Annotated in this window: 13 protein-coding genes; 3 read left to right on the forward strand and 10 right to left on the reverse strand. The window is 66.9% G+C overall.

The features are described 5' to 3' along the window. The first annotated feature begins 33 nt into the window (after positions 1-33). Positions 34-1,302, forward strand: coding sequence for a FliI/YscN family ATPase (locus H1343_RS14805; protein WP_185985694.1), 1,269 nt, complete (start codon positions 34-36; stop codon positions 1,300-1,302). 6 nt (positions 1,303-1,308) lie between these two features. Here the strand turns inward: H1343_RS14805 and H1343_RS14810 are convergent, their stop codons facing one another. Next, a complete protein-coding gene (locus tag H1343_RS14810; protein ID WP_185983610.1) occupies positions 1,309-3,762 on the reverse strand; it encodes a putative bifunctional diguanylate cyclase/phosphodiesterase in 2,454 nt (817 codons plus the stop codon). A gap of 66 nt (positions 3,763-3,828) precedes the next feature. Further along, on the reverse strand, positions 3,829-4,188 hold the full coding sequence (locus H1343_RS14815) for a DUF423 domain-containing protein (protein WP_185983611.1): 360 nt from the start codon (positions 4,186-4,188) through the stop codon (positions 3,829-3,831). Positions 4,189-4,279: 91 nt separating this feature from the next. Here H1343_RS14815 and cysQ point away from each other — a divergent pair, with 91 nt between their 5' ends. Beyond that, positions 4,280-5,068 carry a 3'(2'),5'-bisphosphate nucleotidase CysQ gene (gene cysQ / locus H1343_RS14820; protein ID WP_185983612.1) on the forward strand — a complete coding sequence of 263 codons (789 nt, stop codon included), beginning with the start codon at positions 4,280-4,282 and terminating at the stop codon, positions 5,066-5,068. Here cysQ and mnhG read toward each other — a convergent pair. The 7 genes from mnhG to H1343_RS14855 are packed head-to-tail and all read right to left on the reverse strand — an operon-like array spanning position 5,052 to position 11,214. Next, a complete protein-coding gene (gene mnhG, locus H1343_RS14825; RefSeq protein ID WP_185983613.1) occupies positions 5,052-5,471 on the reverse strand; it encodes a monovalent cation/H(+) antiporter subunit G in 420 nt (139 codons plus the stop codon). The two genes, cysQ and mnhG, sit on opposite strands and share 17 nt — an antisense overlap. Next, complete coding sequence (locus H1343_RS14830; RefSeq protein WP_185983614.1) at positions 5,468-5,851, reverse strand: cation:proton antiporter; 384 nt, start codon at positions 5,849-5,851, stop codon at positions 5,468-5,470. The genes mnhG and H1343_RS14830 overlap by 4 nt, the downstream gene beginning before the upstream one ends. Beyond that, positions 5,848-6,321, reverse strand: a complete 474-nt coding sequence (locus tag H1343_RS14835) for a Na+/H+ antiporter subunit E (RefSeq protein ID WP_185983615.1) — start codon at positions 6,319-6,321, stop codon at positions 5,848-5,850. The genes H1343_RS14830 and H1343_RS14835 overlap by 4 nt, the downstream gene beginning before the upstream one ends. After that, positions 6,318-7,985, reverse strand: a complete 1,668-nt coding sequence (locus H1343_RS14840; RefSeq protein ID WP_185985695.1) for a proton-conducting transporter transmembrane domain-containing protein — start codon at positions 7,983-7,985, stop codon at positions 6,318-6,320. Before H1343_RS14840 ends, H1343_RS14835 begins: the two co-directional genes overlap by 4 nt. Positions 7,986-8,045: 60 nt before the next feature. Then, entirely contained in the window at positions 8,046-8,423 is a 378-nt protein-coding gene (locus H1343_RS14845; RefSeq protein WP_185983616.1) for a Na+/H+ antiporter subunit C, read from the reverse strand. Next, on the reverse strand, positions 8,423-8,842 hold the full coding sequence (locus H1343_RS14850) for a Na(+)/H(+) antiporter subunit B (protein ID WP_185983617.1): 420 nt from the start codon (positions 8,840-8,842) through the stop codon (positions 8,423-8,425). The genes H1343_RS14845 and H1343_RS14850 overlap by 1 nt, the downstream gene beginning before the upstream one ends. After that, positions 8,839-11,214: a putative monovalent cation/H+ antiporter subunit A gene (locus tag H1343_RS14855; RefSeq protein ID WP_185983618.1), complete on the reverse strand. Its 2,376-nt coding sequence runs from the start codon at positions 11,212-11,214 to the stop codon at positions 8,839-8,841. The genes H1343_RS14850 and H1343_RS14855 overlap by 4 nt, the downstream gene beginning before the upstream one ends. A gap of 225 nt (positions 11,215-11,439) precedes the next feature. Between H1343_RS14855 and H1343_RS14860 the strand changes: the two genes are divergently transcribed. After that, positions 11,440-13,563 (forward strand): S9 family peptidase, encoded by a 2,124-nt coding sequence (locus H1343_RS14860; protein WP_185983619.1) that lies wholly within the window; start codon positions 11,440-11,442, stop codon positions 13,561-13,563. Here the strand turns inward: H1343_RS14860 and H1343_RS14865 are convergent. Further along, positions 13,532-14,410: a LysR family transcriptional regulator ArgP gene (locus tag H1343_RS14865; RefSeq protein ID WP_185985696.1), complete on the reverse strand. Its 879-nt coding sequence runs from the start codon at positions 14,408-14,410 to the stop codon at positions 13,532-13,534. The genes H1343_RS14860 and H1343_RS14865 overlap by 32 nt on opposite strands. Positions 14,411-14,459: the final 49 nt, after the last annotated feature.

Below are 14,459 nucleotides of genomic sequence, written 5' to 3' on the forward strand. Positions count from 1 at the left end.
GTGGCCGGCCTCGACGAGCCCTCCATCCGCGTCATGGGCCATGTGGTCGACGTCGCGCCCCAGGCGGTGAAGGTCTCGGGGCTCTCGCCCTTCGTGCGCCTCGGGGACTGCATCCTGTGCGAGGGGCCGGAGGGTGAGGAACTCGGCGAGGTCGTGCGCGTCGAGGCCGAGACGACGACCGTCAAACCTTTCGCCGTCGGCTTTCGCGCGCGTGTGCGGGCCCGCGCATGGCGAACAGGCCCCGTCACTCTGTCCCCCTCCCCCGCCTGGAAGGGCCGCGCGGTGGACGCCTTCGGCCACCCTTGCGACGGGCTCTGCCCGATCGAGACCGGCAGTAACCCGCAGGTCGCCGACCGCCTGCCCGACGCCGCCATGAGCCGCGGCCGCATCAAGGATCCGGTCAAGACCGGCGTGAAGGCGATCGACATCTTCACGCCGCTGGTGAAAGGCCAGCGCATGGGCATCTTCGCGGGATCGGGCGTCGGCAAGTCGACGCTGATGGGCATGCTCGCGCGGGCACCCGGATTCGACACGGTGGTCGTCGCGCTCGTCGGCGAGCGGGGCCGCGAGGTGCGCGAGTTCCTCGAGGAGACGATGAAGGGCGAGCTCGGCCGCGTCGTCACCGTGGTCGCGACCGGCGACGAGAGCCCGATGATGCGACGTCTGGCGCCCAAGACCGCGATGTCGGTCGCCGAATATTTCCGCGACCTCGGAGACGATGTCCTCCTCATCGTCGATTCCGTCACCCGCCTCGCCCACGCCGCACGCGACGTGGCGCTCGCGGCCGGCGAGCCGCCGGTCTCGCGCGGCTATCCGCCGAGCGTCTTCTCCGAGCTGCCCCGGCTTCTCGAACGGGCCGGCCCAGGACAGGAGGGCGGCGGCACGATCACCGGTCTCTTCGCCGTCCTCGTCGACGGCGACGATCACAACGAGCCGATCGCGGACGCCATTCGCGGGACGCTGGACGGGCATATCGTGCTCGACCGCGCGATCGCCGAGGAAGGCCGCTTTCCGGCCGTCGATCTCCTCAAGTCGATCTCGCGCCTCTCGGATCTCTCCTGGAGCGCGCAGGAGCGCGATCTGGTCGGCAAGCTGAAGGCGATGATCGCGCGCTTTGAGGACACGCGCGACCTGCGCCTCCTCGGCGGTTACAACAGGGGCGCGGACGGTACGCTCGACCAGGCGGTCGATCTCGTGCCTCACATCTACGCCGCGATGGGGCAGCACCCTGCGGACGGGCCGACGAGTGATGCTTTCGACGTGCTTTCGCGGGCGCTCAAGGCCGGCCTCGGCGTCGCCTGAGAACTTCTATGCCGCGCTCGCCTTGCGCGCGCGGCGCGAGGTCTGCGCGACCTTCGGCAGCTCGCCCGACGCGAAGGTGCCGTCGATCGTCAGGATCAGCCTAGCGAGATCGGAGACCGGGCGAGGCTTGGAGAAAAGATAGCCCTGCATTTCGCGGCAACCCTCGCGACAGAGAAGGTCGAACTGGGCGCGCGTCTCCACGCCCTCGGCGATGACGGCCATGCCCATCGCCGACGAAAGCCCGATAACGGCGCGCACGATCGCCTCGTTTTCGGGCTTGGCCATGCCACGCACGAAGGACTGGTCGATCTTGATCTTGTCGAAGGGAAAACGCGACAGATAGCCGAGCGAGGAATAGCCGGTGCCGAAATCGTCCATCGAGATGGTGGGGCCGAGCGCGCGCAGGGCAGAGAGCGTTTCCAACGTGCCCTCCACCTCGTCGAGGAACACCGATTCCGTCACCTCGAGCTGAAGCCGTGCGGGCGCGAGGCCGCTTTCGCCGAGTGCGCGCGCGACCTTCACCACGAGTTGCGGGCTGCGGAACTGCAAGGGCGACAGGTTGACGGAGACGGCGAGACCTTCCGGCCATGTCGCGGCCTGGCGGCAGGCTTCACCGAGCACCCAGCCACCAATGTCGTCGATCAGGCCCATGCCCTCCGCGACGGCGATGAACTCGCCGGGGGCGACGAGCCCGCGCACAGGGTGGCGCCAGCGCAGGAGCGCCTCGAAGCCGGAAACCTTACCGCGCGCCACATCCACGAAGGGCTGGTAGAACAGTTCAAGCTGGCCCTGCGGCACGGCCAGCTTCAGATCCGCTTGAAGCTGGCGCAGCGCCTCGCTCTCTCGCCGCATCTCTTCGGAGAAGAGGCATAGCCCCCCAGTGCCGCGCGCGCGCTCCATCGCCATCTCGCCGTCGCGCATCACTGCGAACGGGTCGAGCGGCGCGCGTTGGCCGCGCGCCTTCAGATGCACCATGCCGATGCCGACACCGATTTCGATCTCGCCGCCATCGACAGGCACCGGCTCCGCGAACGCCTGCGCGATCGCGCGTGCCAGCGTTCCGCATCCGCCAGGCTGAGGCGCGCGCGTCTGGATCACCGCGAACTCGTCGGCGCCGGTGCGCGCGAGCACGTCACCCTCTCCCAGAAGCGTGCCCAGCCGTTGGGCGGCAACCCGCAGCACCGTGTCACCGACGCTGTTGCCGTAGACGGCATTGATCTGGCGAAAACCGGCGATATCGACGCACAGAACTGCAAGGTCCTGCCGCGTGTTCGCACCCTTCAGCGCCGAATCCAGCGTTTCAAAGAGGCGCTCGCGGTTCGGCAGGCCCGTCAGTGCGTCGCGCCCGGCCAGTTCCTCGATCCGCCTGCTCGCCGCGTGCTGCGCCGTGACGTTCTCGACCGTGATGATGGTGCCGCGCCCCGAAAGGCCGTGACGGCGCACCTCGATCACCTGCCCCTCCGCCGTCTCGCGCACGACGACGCTCGGAGCCTGCGGCTCCATGACGGGTTCGAGCGCCGGATCGGCGGCCAGATCGCTCGCCTTCGCGCCGGGCTTGAGATGGGAGAACATGCGCCGGAACGGGCCGTTGGCGGCGACGAGATTGCGCTTCTCGTCCAGCAGGCAGTAGCCCTCGCTCATGTTGTCGATCGTCGCCTCGAAGCGACGCCGCTCGCGCTCAACATCGTCCTGCAACCGCGCGACCTCGGCCGCACGCATTCGCTCTCCCTCGCGCTTGCGCTCCGCGAGGCGAGACTGGAGCGAGGAGAGCGCACCAAAAACCTCGGCGAAATGCCCCCGCCCCTTCTGCGTCACCGGCCGCTCGACATCTTCCTCGATGGAGCGCACGACCCCTGCTGCTGCGCGCAAGGGGCCGGCAACGCTGGCGGAAAGGAACGCGGCGAAGACGCCGAGCGCGGCAAGAAGCACGACGAGGCCGATCGCCTGCGTTTCCATTGCGCCCGCAAGGCTCGCTCCCGTGCGGTCGCGCATCTGCACGACGTCGGCGCGAAGTTGCGTCACGGCGGAATCGAAGCGGATGCCGATATCCGAAAGTTCTCGCCGCAGCAGGCGCTCCGAGATTTCGCCGTGCGTCGCGCGCAGGCGGCTGACCGAGAACCGCAGCTCGTCGAGCGCGCGCAGGGAGGCGCTGCCGGCCGGCAGGGGCGCGGCTGCCTCGCCCAGTCTGTCCAGCATGATGGTGAGCTCGGCGAGGAGTTCGTCGGCCTGCGGTGCGTCCAGGCGGCCCGTCTGCGCGGCCGTCGCGAGATAGCGCGCCTCCAGCGTACTCGCGCGGGTGTGCGCGGCCTGCACCGCCGCCAGCGGCTCGACGCCGCGCGCGAAGACCTGCCACGACAGGCTGCGGACCCCGAACTGGCCGGCCTGACTCTGCACGAAGAAGCCGAGGGCGATGGCCGCGATCAGCAAGCTGCCGGCGAAGAGGCGGACATTGATCGACATGGAACCCTTGCCCGCGGCCGGTCTCGACGAATTGAGACAATCTGGACGCGTCGCGTTAGGGTTCCGTTACTGCCGCCGCGCCGTGATCCAGCCAAGCGGCACGAGCGACAGCCAGCCGGCCATGAGAAGAAGCCCCCCAGCCGGAGCGGCGGATGCGAAGAGGCGTGTGCCCCATACGGCGCGCGAGACGAGGTCGCCGCCGAACAGGAAGAGCCCGACCAGCCAAAGGGCGGCGGTGAGAAGGGAGAGCGAGCCGGCCCGCGCGGCGAAGGCGGCCAGCGCCAGGAGAGCTGGGGCATGGAGAAGCGTCATGCCCGCCGCGATACCGAGGAGCCGCGGATCGCCGCCATGCGAGGCATAGGCCGCGCCCGCGACACCCGCGGTGCCGACGAGGCCCGCAAGGGCTGCTATCAAGGCTGTCGGCATGGTCTTTCCCGTTTCGATTCACGTCCGGCTCTTCAGTCGCGCTGCGATGGCCTGTATGCCGGAGATAGAGCAAGCGGGAAAAGGAACAGCGATGCCGGCGCCGGAAGAGATGATGCCGGTGATGCGCGAGGCGGCGGTGGCCGCCGGACGGCTGGCGCTGGCGCTGCGCGAAAACGGGCTTCTAGCCGAATCCAAGGCCGACGACAGCCCGGTGACGCAGGCCGACCGTGCGGCCGAGGCGATCATTTCAGAAGCGCTCGCCGGGCATTGGCCGCAAATCCCGGTCGTCGCGGAGGAGGCCTGCGCCATCGCGCTGCCGGACTGCGATCCGGACGCACCCTTCTTCCTCGTCGATCCGATCGACGGCACCCGCGAATACATCTGTGGACGCGAGGAGTTTACCGTCAACATCGCGCTCGTCACCGGCCGCTATCCTGTGGCGGGCGTGGTCTATGCTCCAGCCCTCGACGAGCTTTTCGAGGGCTCGCCCGCCGGCGCGTTCCGTCGGCGCGGGGCGGAGGAGGCCGAGGCGATCAGAGTGCGGAGGGCGGCAGGCCCCATCGTCGCGCTGGCCAGCCGATCGCACCGCACGGCCCAGACCAACCGCTTTCTCGAAATGCTCGGCCCGGCCGAGATCGTCGCGATGGGCTCTTCCCTGAAATTCTGCCGTCTCGCCGAGGGCGCGGCCGACGTCTATCCATGCTTCGGCAAGACCATGGAATGGGACACGGCGGCGGCCCAGGCCGTTCTTGAAGCGGCCGGCGGGGCGGTGGTGGACGCGGCCGACGCACGCCTTTCCTACGGCAAGGGCGCGGGCGGCCGGCCCGACTATCGCAACCCGTTCTTCCTGGCGCGCGGAAACGTCACGGTTCGGATGTGACGGACGTTTCGGTCCGCTTCGGCCGTTGCGGCGCATCGGCCTCGGGGTCGACCCGCTCCACGTTCCGCTTGGGCTCGACGGGCGGCATCTCGTTCAGGACCGAGCCTTCCCACAGCTGATAGCCGGCCGAATGCGCCGCCTTGCCGAGAAGGTGAGCGGACAGCGGCGCGGTCAGGAAGAAGAAGAAGATGGCCGCGATGGCGCGCAGCACTTCGGCGGTCTCCGTCGACAGAATCGCCAGTGCGACGAGCGTCAGCGCCGAACCGACCGTGCCGGCTTTCGCCGCCGCATGGACGCGGGTGTAGAAATCGGGAAAGCGCAGGATACCGATGGCGGCGACCAGCACGAAACTCGTGCCGGCGATGGCGAAGATGCCTGCGACGATGTTTGCGATCGCGGTCATTGCAGCATGTCCTCGCGCGGGAAGGCTTCACGGCGCGGATGGCCGACCTGGTTCTCCTCCTTCGGCGCCTCCTGCACCGGAGAGCGCTCCGTGTCGCCGCGCGCCATGATGAAGCGCGCGAAGGAGATGGTGGCGAGGAAACCGACGAGCCCGAGGGCGATGGCGATATCCACATAGAGCGTGAAGCCGGTATCGATGCCGATGACCGCGACGAAGCCGATCGAGCCGGCGGTGAGCACATCGAGGCCGAGCACGCGGTCCGGCAGGGTCGGGCCCTTCCAGATGCGGATGATCGTCAGCACGAAGGCGATGCTCAGGAGCGCCAGCGACAGGCTCAGCGCGACGTCGAGGAACCGCTCGGAGAGTTCGATGAAGGTCATCGCAACGCCTCCAGAAGCTTGCGCTCGAAGCCCTCGGCGATGCGCCGGCGCTCCATATCGGGGTTCGAACAGTCGAAGGCGTGGATGTAGAGCGTCGTGCGATCCTCGGAGATATCGAAGACGAGCGAGCCGGGCGTCAGGCCGATGAGGTTGGCGAGAAGCGCGATCTCGAAGTCGCGGTCCACCATCAGGCGATAGGTGAAGACGCCCGGCTTGAGCTCCTGCTTCGGCCTCAGGACAGCCGCCGCGACCTTCACCGCCGAGGCCGCGATCTCGTAGATCAGGTAGAACAGGAGCGAGAGAACCTTGCCGCCGCGCGAGAGGTAGCCGCCCGTGCCGATCTGCTCACGGATCAGGAAGAGCGTGAAGGCGGAAAGCGCGAAGCCGAAGAGGAGATTGGCGAGGGAGAATGTGGCCGTGACGACCACCCAGACCAGTGCCAGGACGATGTTGACGACGAAAAGCGTCATCGCTGATCTCCCAGGACGGAGGAGAGGTACGCGCTCGGCGACAGGAGTTCGTTGGCGGCCGTGAAGGTCATCTGCGCGAGCCATTGCGGCCACACACCGGCAACGACCACGAAGAGCGTCAGCCCGACAAGCGGGATCAACGCCAGCGGGCGCCCCGGCGGCGGCGCGCGGAACGTGTCGTCGACGATGGCCTTGGCCTCCACGGGATCGGCCGCGCGACTCAGCGCGGGGAGCGGGCGCCAGAAGGCGAGCGCAAAGATGCGCACGACCGCGATGGTGATGAGAAGGCCGGAGAAGAGCACGGTGAAGGCCAGCCACGGCAGGTCGGCCGCCAGCGTCGAGCGCACCAGGAGCATCTTCGGCCAGAAACCGGAGAAGGGCGGCAGGCCCGCAACGGCGAAGAGGAGGATGAGGAACAGCACCGAGAAGAGAGGGTGCCGCCGCCATAGCCCGCCCATCTCGTGCAGCGAGGAGGAGCCGTTGCGGAAAGCGGCGACGCCGGTGGCCAGATACAGGGCCGTCATCACCACGATGGAATGGATGGCGTAGTAGATCGAGCCCGCGAGCCCCGTGGCGAGCGTGCCCTGCGCGGCAAGGTTGTTCGCGCGCTGCATGACGGTCTGCGTCTCGCCGATGACAGCCGCGGCCCCCGTGACGATGGAAGCCGAGCCGCTTTCGAGAAGCGGCGGCACGGCGAAGCCAACGAAGATCGTTCCGATGCCGGCGATGACGAGATAGTTCAAAAGACGGCGGATGTCCGTCTGTGCAAGGGCGCCCAGTGCACCGACCATCATGGTCAGCCCCGCGATCCAAGCGATGAGCAAGCCCATCCCCTCGCGCTCCGGCGGGAAAAGCATCAGGACGATGCGCAGCATCGCGTAGACGCCGACTTTGGTCAGAAGCCCTGCAAACAGCGCCGACACGACGAAGCGAGGCGTGTGGTAGGAGGCGGGCAGCCAGAAGTTCAGCGGGAATGCCGCCGCCTTCATCGAAAACGAGATGAGGTAGAGAACAGCGATCGTCTGCAGCGCGCCCTCCCCTTCCAGCGCCGCCGACTTCACGGCGACGTCGGCCATGTTGAGCGTGCCGAAGACGCCGTACAGGTAGCCGGTCGTCAGGAGGAAGATCGTCGCCGCAATGAGGTTGAGGAAGCAGTATTTCGTCGCGCCGTCGAGCTGCTCGCGCTCCGAGCCAAGGATCAGGAGCCCGAAAGAGCCGATCAGCATCACCTCGAACCAGACGTAGAGGTTGAAGATGTCGCCCGTCAGGAACGAGCCCGACACCCCGGCCATCAGCATGAAGAGGAAGGGGTAGAAACCGTAGCGACGCTCTTCGGAATCGATCGAGGCGATCGCGTAGATGCCACAGGCGAGCCCGACGAAGCCCGACACGGTCAGGAACAGAGCGCTGGTCATGTCGGCCGTGAAGACGATCCCGAAAGGCGGCCGCCAGCCGCCCATCGCCATCGAGATCGGGCCTGAGCGGGCCACTTCCACCAGAAGCGCGATGTCGGCGACGAGGAGGAAGGCGAGCCCAACGATGGCGACGGTCGGATGCATGCGCATCTGACGGCGCATCATCAACAGCACCGCGCCGAACAGGAAACAGATCACGATCGGCATGATCAGGAGCCATTGGCCGAGCGTGCCCTGGTCGAGGACCATGGCTTGGGCGATCAGTTGGTCGAGGCTCTCTGTGGCGGTCAAGTCGGCTGCTTTCGGGCGTCAGTAGCTGAGGGGCGGCAGCCCCTCGTCTTCGGGTTCGGCAACGCGCATGCGCTGCGTGTCATCGGTTTCAAGATCCTGATAGGCGCGGTAGGCCAGCACCAGGAGGAACACGAAAAGCGAGAAGGAAATCACGATCGCCGTCAGGATCAGTGCCTGCGGGAACGGATTGGCAGTCGCCATCGCCGGCATGTCGAGGCCGGGCGGGATGAGCGGCGGCGCGATGGACTCGATGCCGCCGGCCACGAAGATCGAGAGGTTCACAGCGTTGCCGAGGATCGTCACGCCCATCAGCATGCGAATGATGTGACGGGAGAGGAGAAGGTAGATCGCGAAGGCGAACATGATGCCGACGACGGCGGAAAGGGCGACGACCATCAGTCCGAATACCTCTCTTCCAGCGAGAGCGCGATCGCGCAGATCGCACCGACGATGACGAGATAGACGCCGATGTCGAAGAGAAGCGTTGTCGAAAGCGCCACGTCACCGCCGAGGATCGCCGGGAAGGCCCAGAGGCCGGTCATGAACTGGAAGCCGGCGAAGATCGACACGAAGCCGGCCAGGACCGCCAGCACCAGCCCGAAGGCCGCATAGGCAATCGGGTGGAAGAACAGCGCGCGGCGCACCGCCTCCACACCCACGGCCATGCCGTAGACCGCGATGGCGGATGCCGCGATCAGCCCTCCGATGAACCCGCCGCCGGGCTCGTTGTGCCCGCGAAGGAGCACGAACAGCGAGAACAGGAACATCAGGCTCGTCAGATACGGCGCGGTGACGCGGAAGATGACGGTTCTCACAGGCCCCCTCCCTCCAGTGCCCGGCGCTTGCGCTTGACGCCGGCGCGATCCTTCTTCGAGACGCGGATGCGCACCAGCGCCAGGATCGCCGCGCCCGTGGTCAGGACCACGGCGATCTCGCCCATCGTATCGACGGCGCGGAAGTCGACAAGGATGACGTTCACGATGTTACGCCCGTGCGCGATGACATAGCTGTAGCGTGTGAAGAAGTCCGACACGGAAGTGTCGAGTTCGATCTGCGACACGGTGATGAGGAACAGCGCGAAGCCGAGGCCGCCGGCGATGGCGATCGTCAACTCGGGGATCACCTCCCGGAAGGGCCGCCTGTCCGCCGGCATCAGGCGCAGGCGCGTCATCACGAGGGCCAGGATGGCAACCGAGAGGATCTCCACCATGAACTGCGTGAAGGAAAGGTCCGGCGCGCCGAGCAGCATGAAAAGGAGCGCGACCGCGAGGCCCTGGATGCCGAGCGAGACGACGGCGGCAAGGCGGCTCGGCGCATTCGCCACGACCACGAGGCCAAGGACGAGAATGCCGAGCACGGCCCACTCGTAGAAATAGAGCCTGGGGAATTCGGGGAGCGCGGGCAAGGCGTCGGACCGGATGAGGCTGAACCACAAGGCGCCGATGATCACCACGAAGGTGACGCGCATATAGTAGTCGAGCCGGCCGGGCTGGAGGAAGTTCGTCAGGCGGAACGCGCCCGAGATGAGCCCGCGCATCACCTGGTCGAAGCCGCGATCCGGACCCCAGCCGATGCGTGCGAGGAGGGTGGCGATGCGTGCGCGCACCACTTGTGAGCGGCGATAGAGGAGGACGCCGAGGATGATGGTGACGATTGAAAGGTATAGCGCTGCGCCGAGATGGAAGCCCACCGAGATGGTGATCGCCACCGCCTCGTCGAGCGAGGGCGGCGCCATCGGGTTCGAGATGAACTGGTGCGTGACCTGCGAGAAGATGCCCGCGAAGAGGCCGACCACGCCGAGAAAAAGCGGGCCGAACCATACCAGAATCCCGGTCTCGTGCGCCTTGCGCAGGCCCGTCGGCAACTGGCCGATGAAGGGCTTCAGCGCCACGATGAGGACGGTGGCGAACATCACCGAATTGCCGATGAGCGCGGCGCCCGTCACGAACCAGGCATACAGGCCGCCGGCCTCGGCCGTCGCGGCGTACACCTCCTCCTTGGCGAGGAAGCCGAAGAGCGGCGGCAGGCCGCCCATCGCGGCGGCACCGAGAAGGGCGGCGGCGAAGGTAACGGGCATGGTGCGCCACAGACCGCCGAGCGCGCGGATGTCGCGCGTGCCGGCCCCGTGGTCGATCGAGCCGGCCACCATGAAAAGGCAGGCCTTGGCCAGCGAGTGGGAGATCAAGTAGAGGACCGCCGCCTCCAGCGCGAGCTCGGAGCCGATGCCGATCATCATCACCAGAAGGCCGAGCGAGGCGACCGTCGTGTAGGCGAGCATCAGCTTCACGTCGCTCTGCCGGATCGACAGGAGCGCGCCGACGACAAGCGTGACGCCGCCGAAGACGGGCAGGATGATCTCCCACATCGGCGTACCCCCGAGCACGGGGAAGAAACGCATCAGCAGATAGATGCCCGCCTTCACCATCGTCGCCGAATGCAGATAGGCCGAGACGGGCGTCGGCGCTTCCATGGCGTTCGGCAGCCAGACATGGAACGGCATCTGCGCGGACTTGGTGAAGGCGCCGATCAGGAGGAGGATCAGGACCGGCACGTAAGCGCCGCTCTCGATGATCGCCTCGGGCTGATCGAGGATTTCGGACAGCGACGAGAGCCCTGTCGTCTCGCGGATCATGATCAGGCCGGCGAGAAGGGCGAGGCCGCCGCCGCCCGTGATCACCAGCGCCTGGATCGCACCGCGACGTGCGGCCTCTCGCTCGTGCTCGAAGCCGATCAGAAGGAAGGACGTGATCGACGTCAGCTCCCAGAAGATGAAGAGCGTGATGAGGTCGTCGGCAAGCACGAGGCCGAGCATCGACCCCATGAACATAAGAATAAACGCATAAAACTGCCGAATACGTGGGCTCTTCTCGAGATAGCCCCCCGTATAGACGACGATCAACGCACCAATGCCCAGGATCAACAACGCGAAGGCGTAAGAGAGACCGTCCAGTCGGAAGGACATCCGCACGTCGAACGCGGGAATCCAGTCGAACCCGGCCAGCATGATCTGCCGGCCCTGAACTTCCTCGCTCAACGCAAATATCAAGAGGAAGCCGGCGACAGGGAAGAGCGCAAGAACGAGCGCTGCCATGCGGCCGAAAACTCGCCCGATGGGCGAAGAGAGTGCGGCACCGACGAAGGGAAGAGCGATCGCTAGGTAGAAAAATTGCTCATACCAAGCGCCCATTTCAGCTCTGTCCCCTCGATTCTCGGATCAACTCCGGCCCGTCCGACCCCGATAGCCGATTTTGTATCCAAAGACGTGCTTTTCAAGGCTGAAAAGCTTGTGAACGACGTTCGCGCAAGCTTTTTCTCGCGGTTGGTGGCGCTTCCGCCCCGTTGTGTCGCGCACAGGCCGAACCTACTTTGCGCACGCCGCCCTCCCCTTCGCGTTCATCCGAGACGACATCCCATGTCCAAGCCTGCTTTGCCCGCCGTTCCAGCTCCCGAGCGCCGCCCCGTCGAGAGCGAGTGGCACGGCGCGCAGCGCGTCGACGACTACGGCTGGATGCGCGCCGACAACTGGCAGGAGATGTTCAAGGACACGACCCTTCTCGATCCGGCGATCCGCGCGCATCTGGAGGCCGAGAACGCGTATCAGAAGGCAGCGATGGCCGGCAGCGAGCCCTTGATCGCCACGCTCGTCGCGGAGATGCGCGGGCGCATCAAGGAGGATGACTCGTCCGTACCGGCTCCGGACGGCCCCTTCGCTTACGGCGCGTCCTATCGCGAAGGCGCCGAGTATCCGCGCTTCACGCGCCGGCCGCGCGACGGCGGCGAGGACGAAATCCTGCTCGATGCGGAGAAGGAGGCTGCCGCGCGCGCCTATTTCTCTCTCGGCGGCGTGTCGCATTCGCCGGACCACCGTCATCTGGCCTGGGCGCATGACGACAAGGGCTCGGAGTTCTATTCGATCTCCGTGCGCGACCTTTCGACCGGCACCGATGCGCCGGACCGCATCGAGGACACGAGCGGTTCGGTCGCGTGGGACGATCGCGGGGCGGGCTTCTTCTACACGCGCCTCGACGCGAACCACCGCCCCAGCCGGATCTTCTATCACCGCCTCGGCTCCGATCCCGCGAGCGACGCGCTCGTCTTCGAGGAAAACGACGCTGGCTTCTTCATGGGTATCGGCGAGACGCAGTCACGCCAGTTCGTGGTGATCGACATCCACGATCACGAGACGAGCGAGGCCTGGCTGATACCCTCGGCCAACCCGTCGGCCGAGCCCCGGCTGATCGCCCCGCGCGAGACGGGCGTCGAATACGACGTCGACGAAGGCGAAGGCACCCTCTACATCCGCACCAATGCGGACGGCGCGCGCGACTTCAAGATCGTGACCGCTCCGCCGCACGCGACCTCGCGCCGCGAGTGGCGGGAGTTCGTGCCGCACGAGGACGGACGCCTCATCCTCAACCACCTCGTCCTCAAACGCCATCTCGTCTGGCTGGAGCGGCGCGAAGGCCTGCCGCGCATCGTCGTCAAGCGGCTCTCGGACGGCGAGGAGCATGTCGTCGCCTTCGCGGAAGAAGCCTACTCGCTCGGCCTTTCGGGCACTTACGAGTACGATACGGACACGATCCGCTTCGGCTATTCCTCGATGACGACGCCCTCGCAGACCTTCGATTACGACGTGGAGACGCGCGAGCGCACGCTCCTGAAGACGCAGGAAGTGCCCTCCGGCCACGATCCGCAGGACTACGTGACGCGGCGCATCATGGCGCCGGCGGCCGACGGCGAGACCGTGCCCGTCACGCTCCTCTACCGTGCCGATACGCCGCTCGACGGCTCGGCCCCGGCAATGCTCTACGGTTATGGCTCCTACGGGATCACCATTCCCGCGAGCTTCAACACAAACGTCCTCAGCCTCGTCGACCGTGGCTTCGTCTACGCCATCGCCCATATCCGGGGCGGCAAGGACAAGGGCTTTCGCTGGTACGAAGCGGGCCGGCGCGAGCACAAGGCGAACACCTTCACAGACTTCATCGCGGCAGCCGACCATCTCGTCGCGGAGGGGTTCACGCGATACGAACGCATCGTCGCGCAGGGCGGTTCGGCGGGCGGCATGCTGATGGGCGCCATCGCCAACATGGCGCCCGAGAAGTTCGGAGGCATCGTCGCCGTCGTGCCCTTCGTCGACGTCCTCAACACGATGCTCGACGACACGCTGCCGCTGACGCCCCCAGAATGGCCCGAATGGGGCAACCCCGTCGCCTCGCCGGCCGACTATGCCACGATCGCCGCCTACAGCCCTTACGAAAACGTCGCCGCGCAGGACTATCCGCCGATGCTCGTCCTTGCCGGCCTGACGGACCCACGCGTGACCTATTGGGAACCGGCCAAGTGGGTGGCGCGTCTGCGTGCGACGAAGACCGACGACAATCCGGTCATCCTGAAGGTCAACATGGATGCCGGCCATGCCGGCGCGTCGGGCCGGTTCGCGCGGCTGGAGGAAACGGCGACGATCTACGCCTTCGCCATCGGCCTCGTCGAAGCCGAGACAATCAGGACAGCGCCTGCAAGGCAGCCTGCCTGACGGCCGCGGTCAGCCTGTCGAGCGCGCGCACCGGCAGGCGCAGCGCGATCCAGTAGAGCTCCACCTCGATCCGCGCGCCGGGCACCAGTTCCATGAGGCGCCCGGCGGCGAGATGCTCTTCGGCGAGGGAAACCGGCTGCATGCCCCAGCCGAGGCCGGCGAGTGCGAGATCGAGCATTCCGTGCGTCGAGGGTGCCCACGCCGTCGGGGCGGCAAGGTCAACCCCGAGGGTTTCGCGTGCCCATCGCGCCTGCAAGCCGTCGCGTCGGTCGAAGCGCAGGTGCGGCGCGGTCGCGAGCGAGGCGGCGTCGACGCCGCCGGCGAAATGCCGCTCGACGAAAGCCGGGCTCGCGCAGGCGGCATAGCGTATCGCGCCGAGTCGCACCGTGCGGCAGCCCTGCACCGGTTTCGGGTCGGCGGTGACCACGGCGAGCACTTCGCCCGAACGCAGGCGCTCGGCCGTGTGGTCCTCGTCATCCAGCGTCAAATCGAGAAGAACGCCGGTTTCCTGCGCGAAAGCCGCGGCCGCCTGCGGAAACCACGTGGCGAGGCTGTCGGCATTGACGGCGATGCGCAGGGCCTGCACTTCGGCGCCGCCGCTCAGCGCGGGGGCGAGATCGGCCTCCAACAATCGCACGCGATCGAGATGAGCGCAGAGAGCTCGGCCGAGTTCGGTCGGCCGGCACGGCTGGCTACGCACCACGAGGATCGCGCCCAGGCGCTCTTCCAGCCCGCGCACGCGCTGCGAAACCGCCGAAGGCGTGATGGCGAGCGATGTCGCGGCCCGTTCGAACGAACCTTCGCGGATCACGGCGCCGAGCGCCGCGAGAGACTGGTAGTCGAGCATGAATGAAGCCATGCTTCACTGAATGTAGAAGAACAAGTTTTTCTTTTTT

Source organism: Aureimonas mangrovi (genome assembly GCF_014058705.1).
GTDB lineage: Bacteria > Pseudomonadota > Alphaproteobacteria > Rhizobiales > Rhizobiaceae > Aureimonas > Aureimonas mangrovi.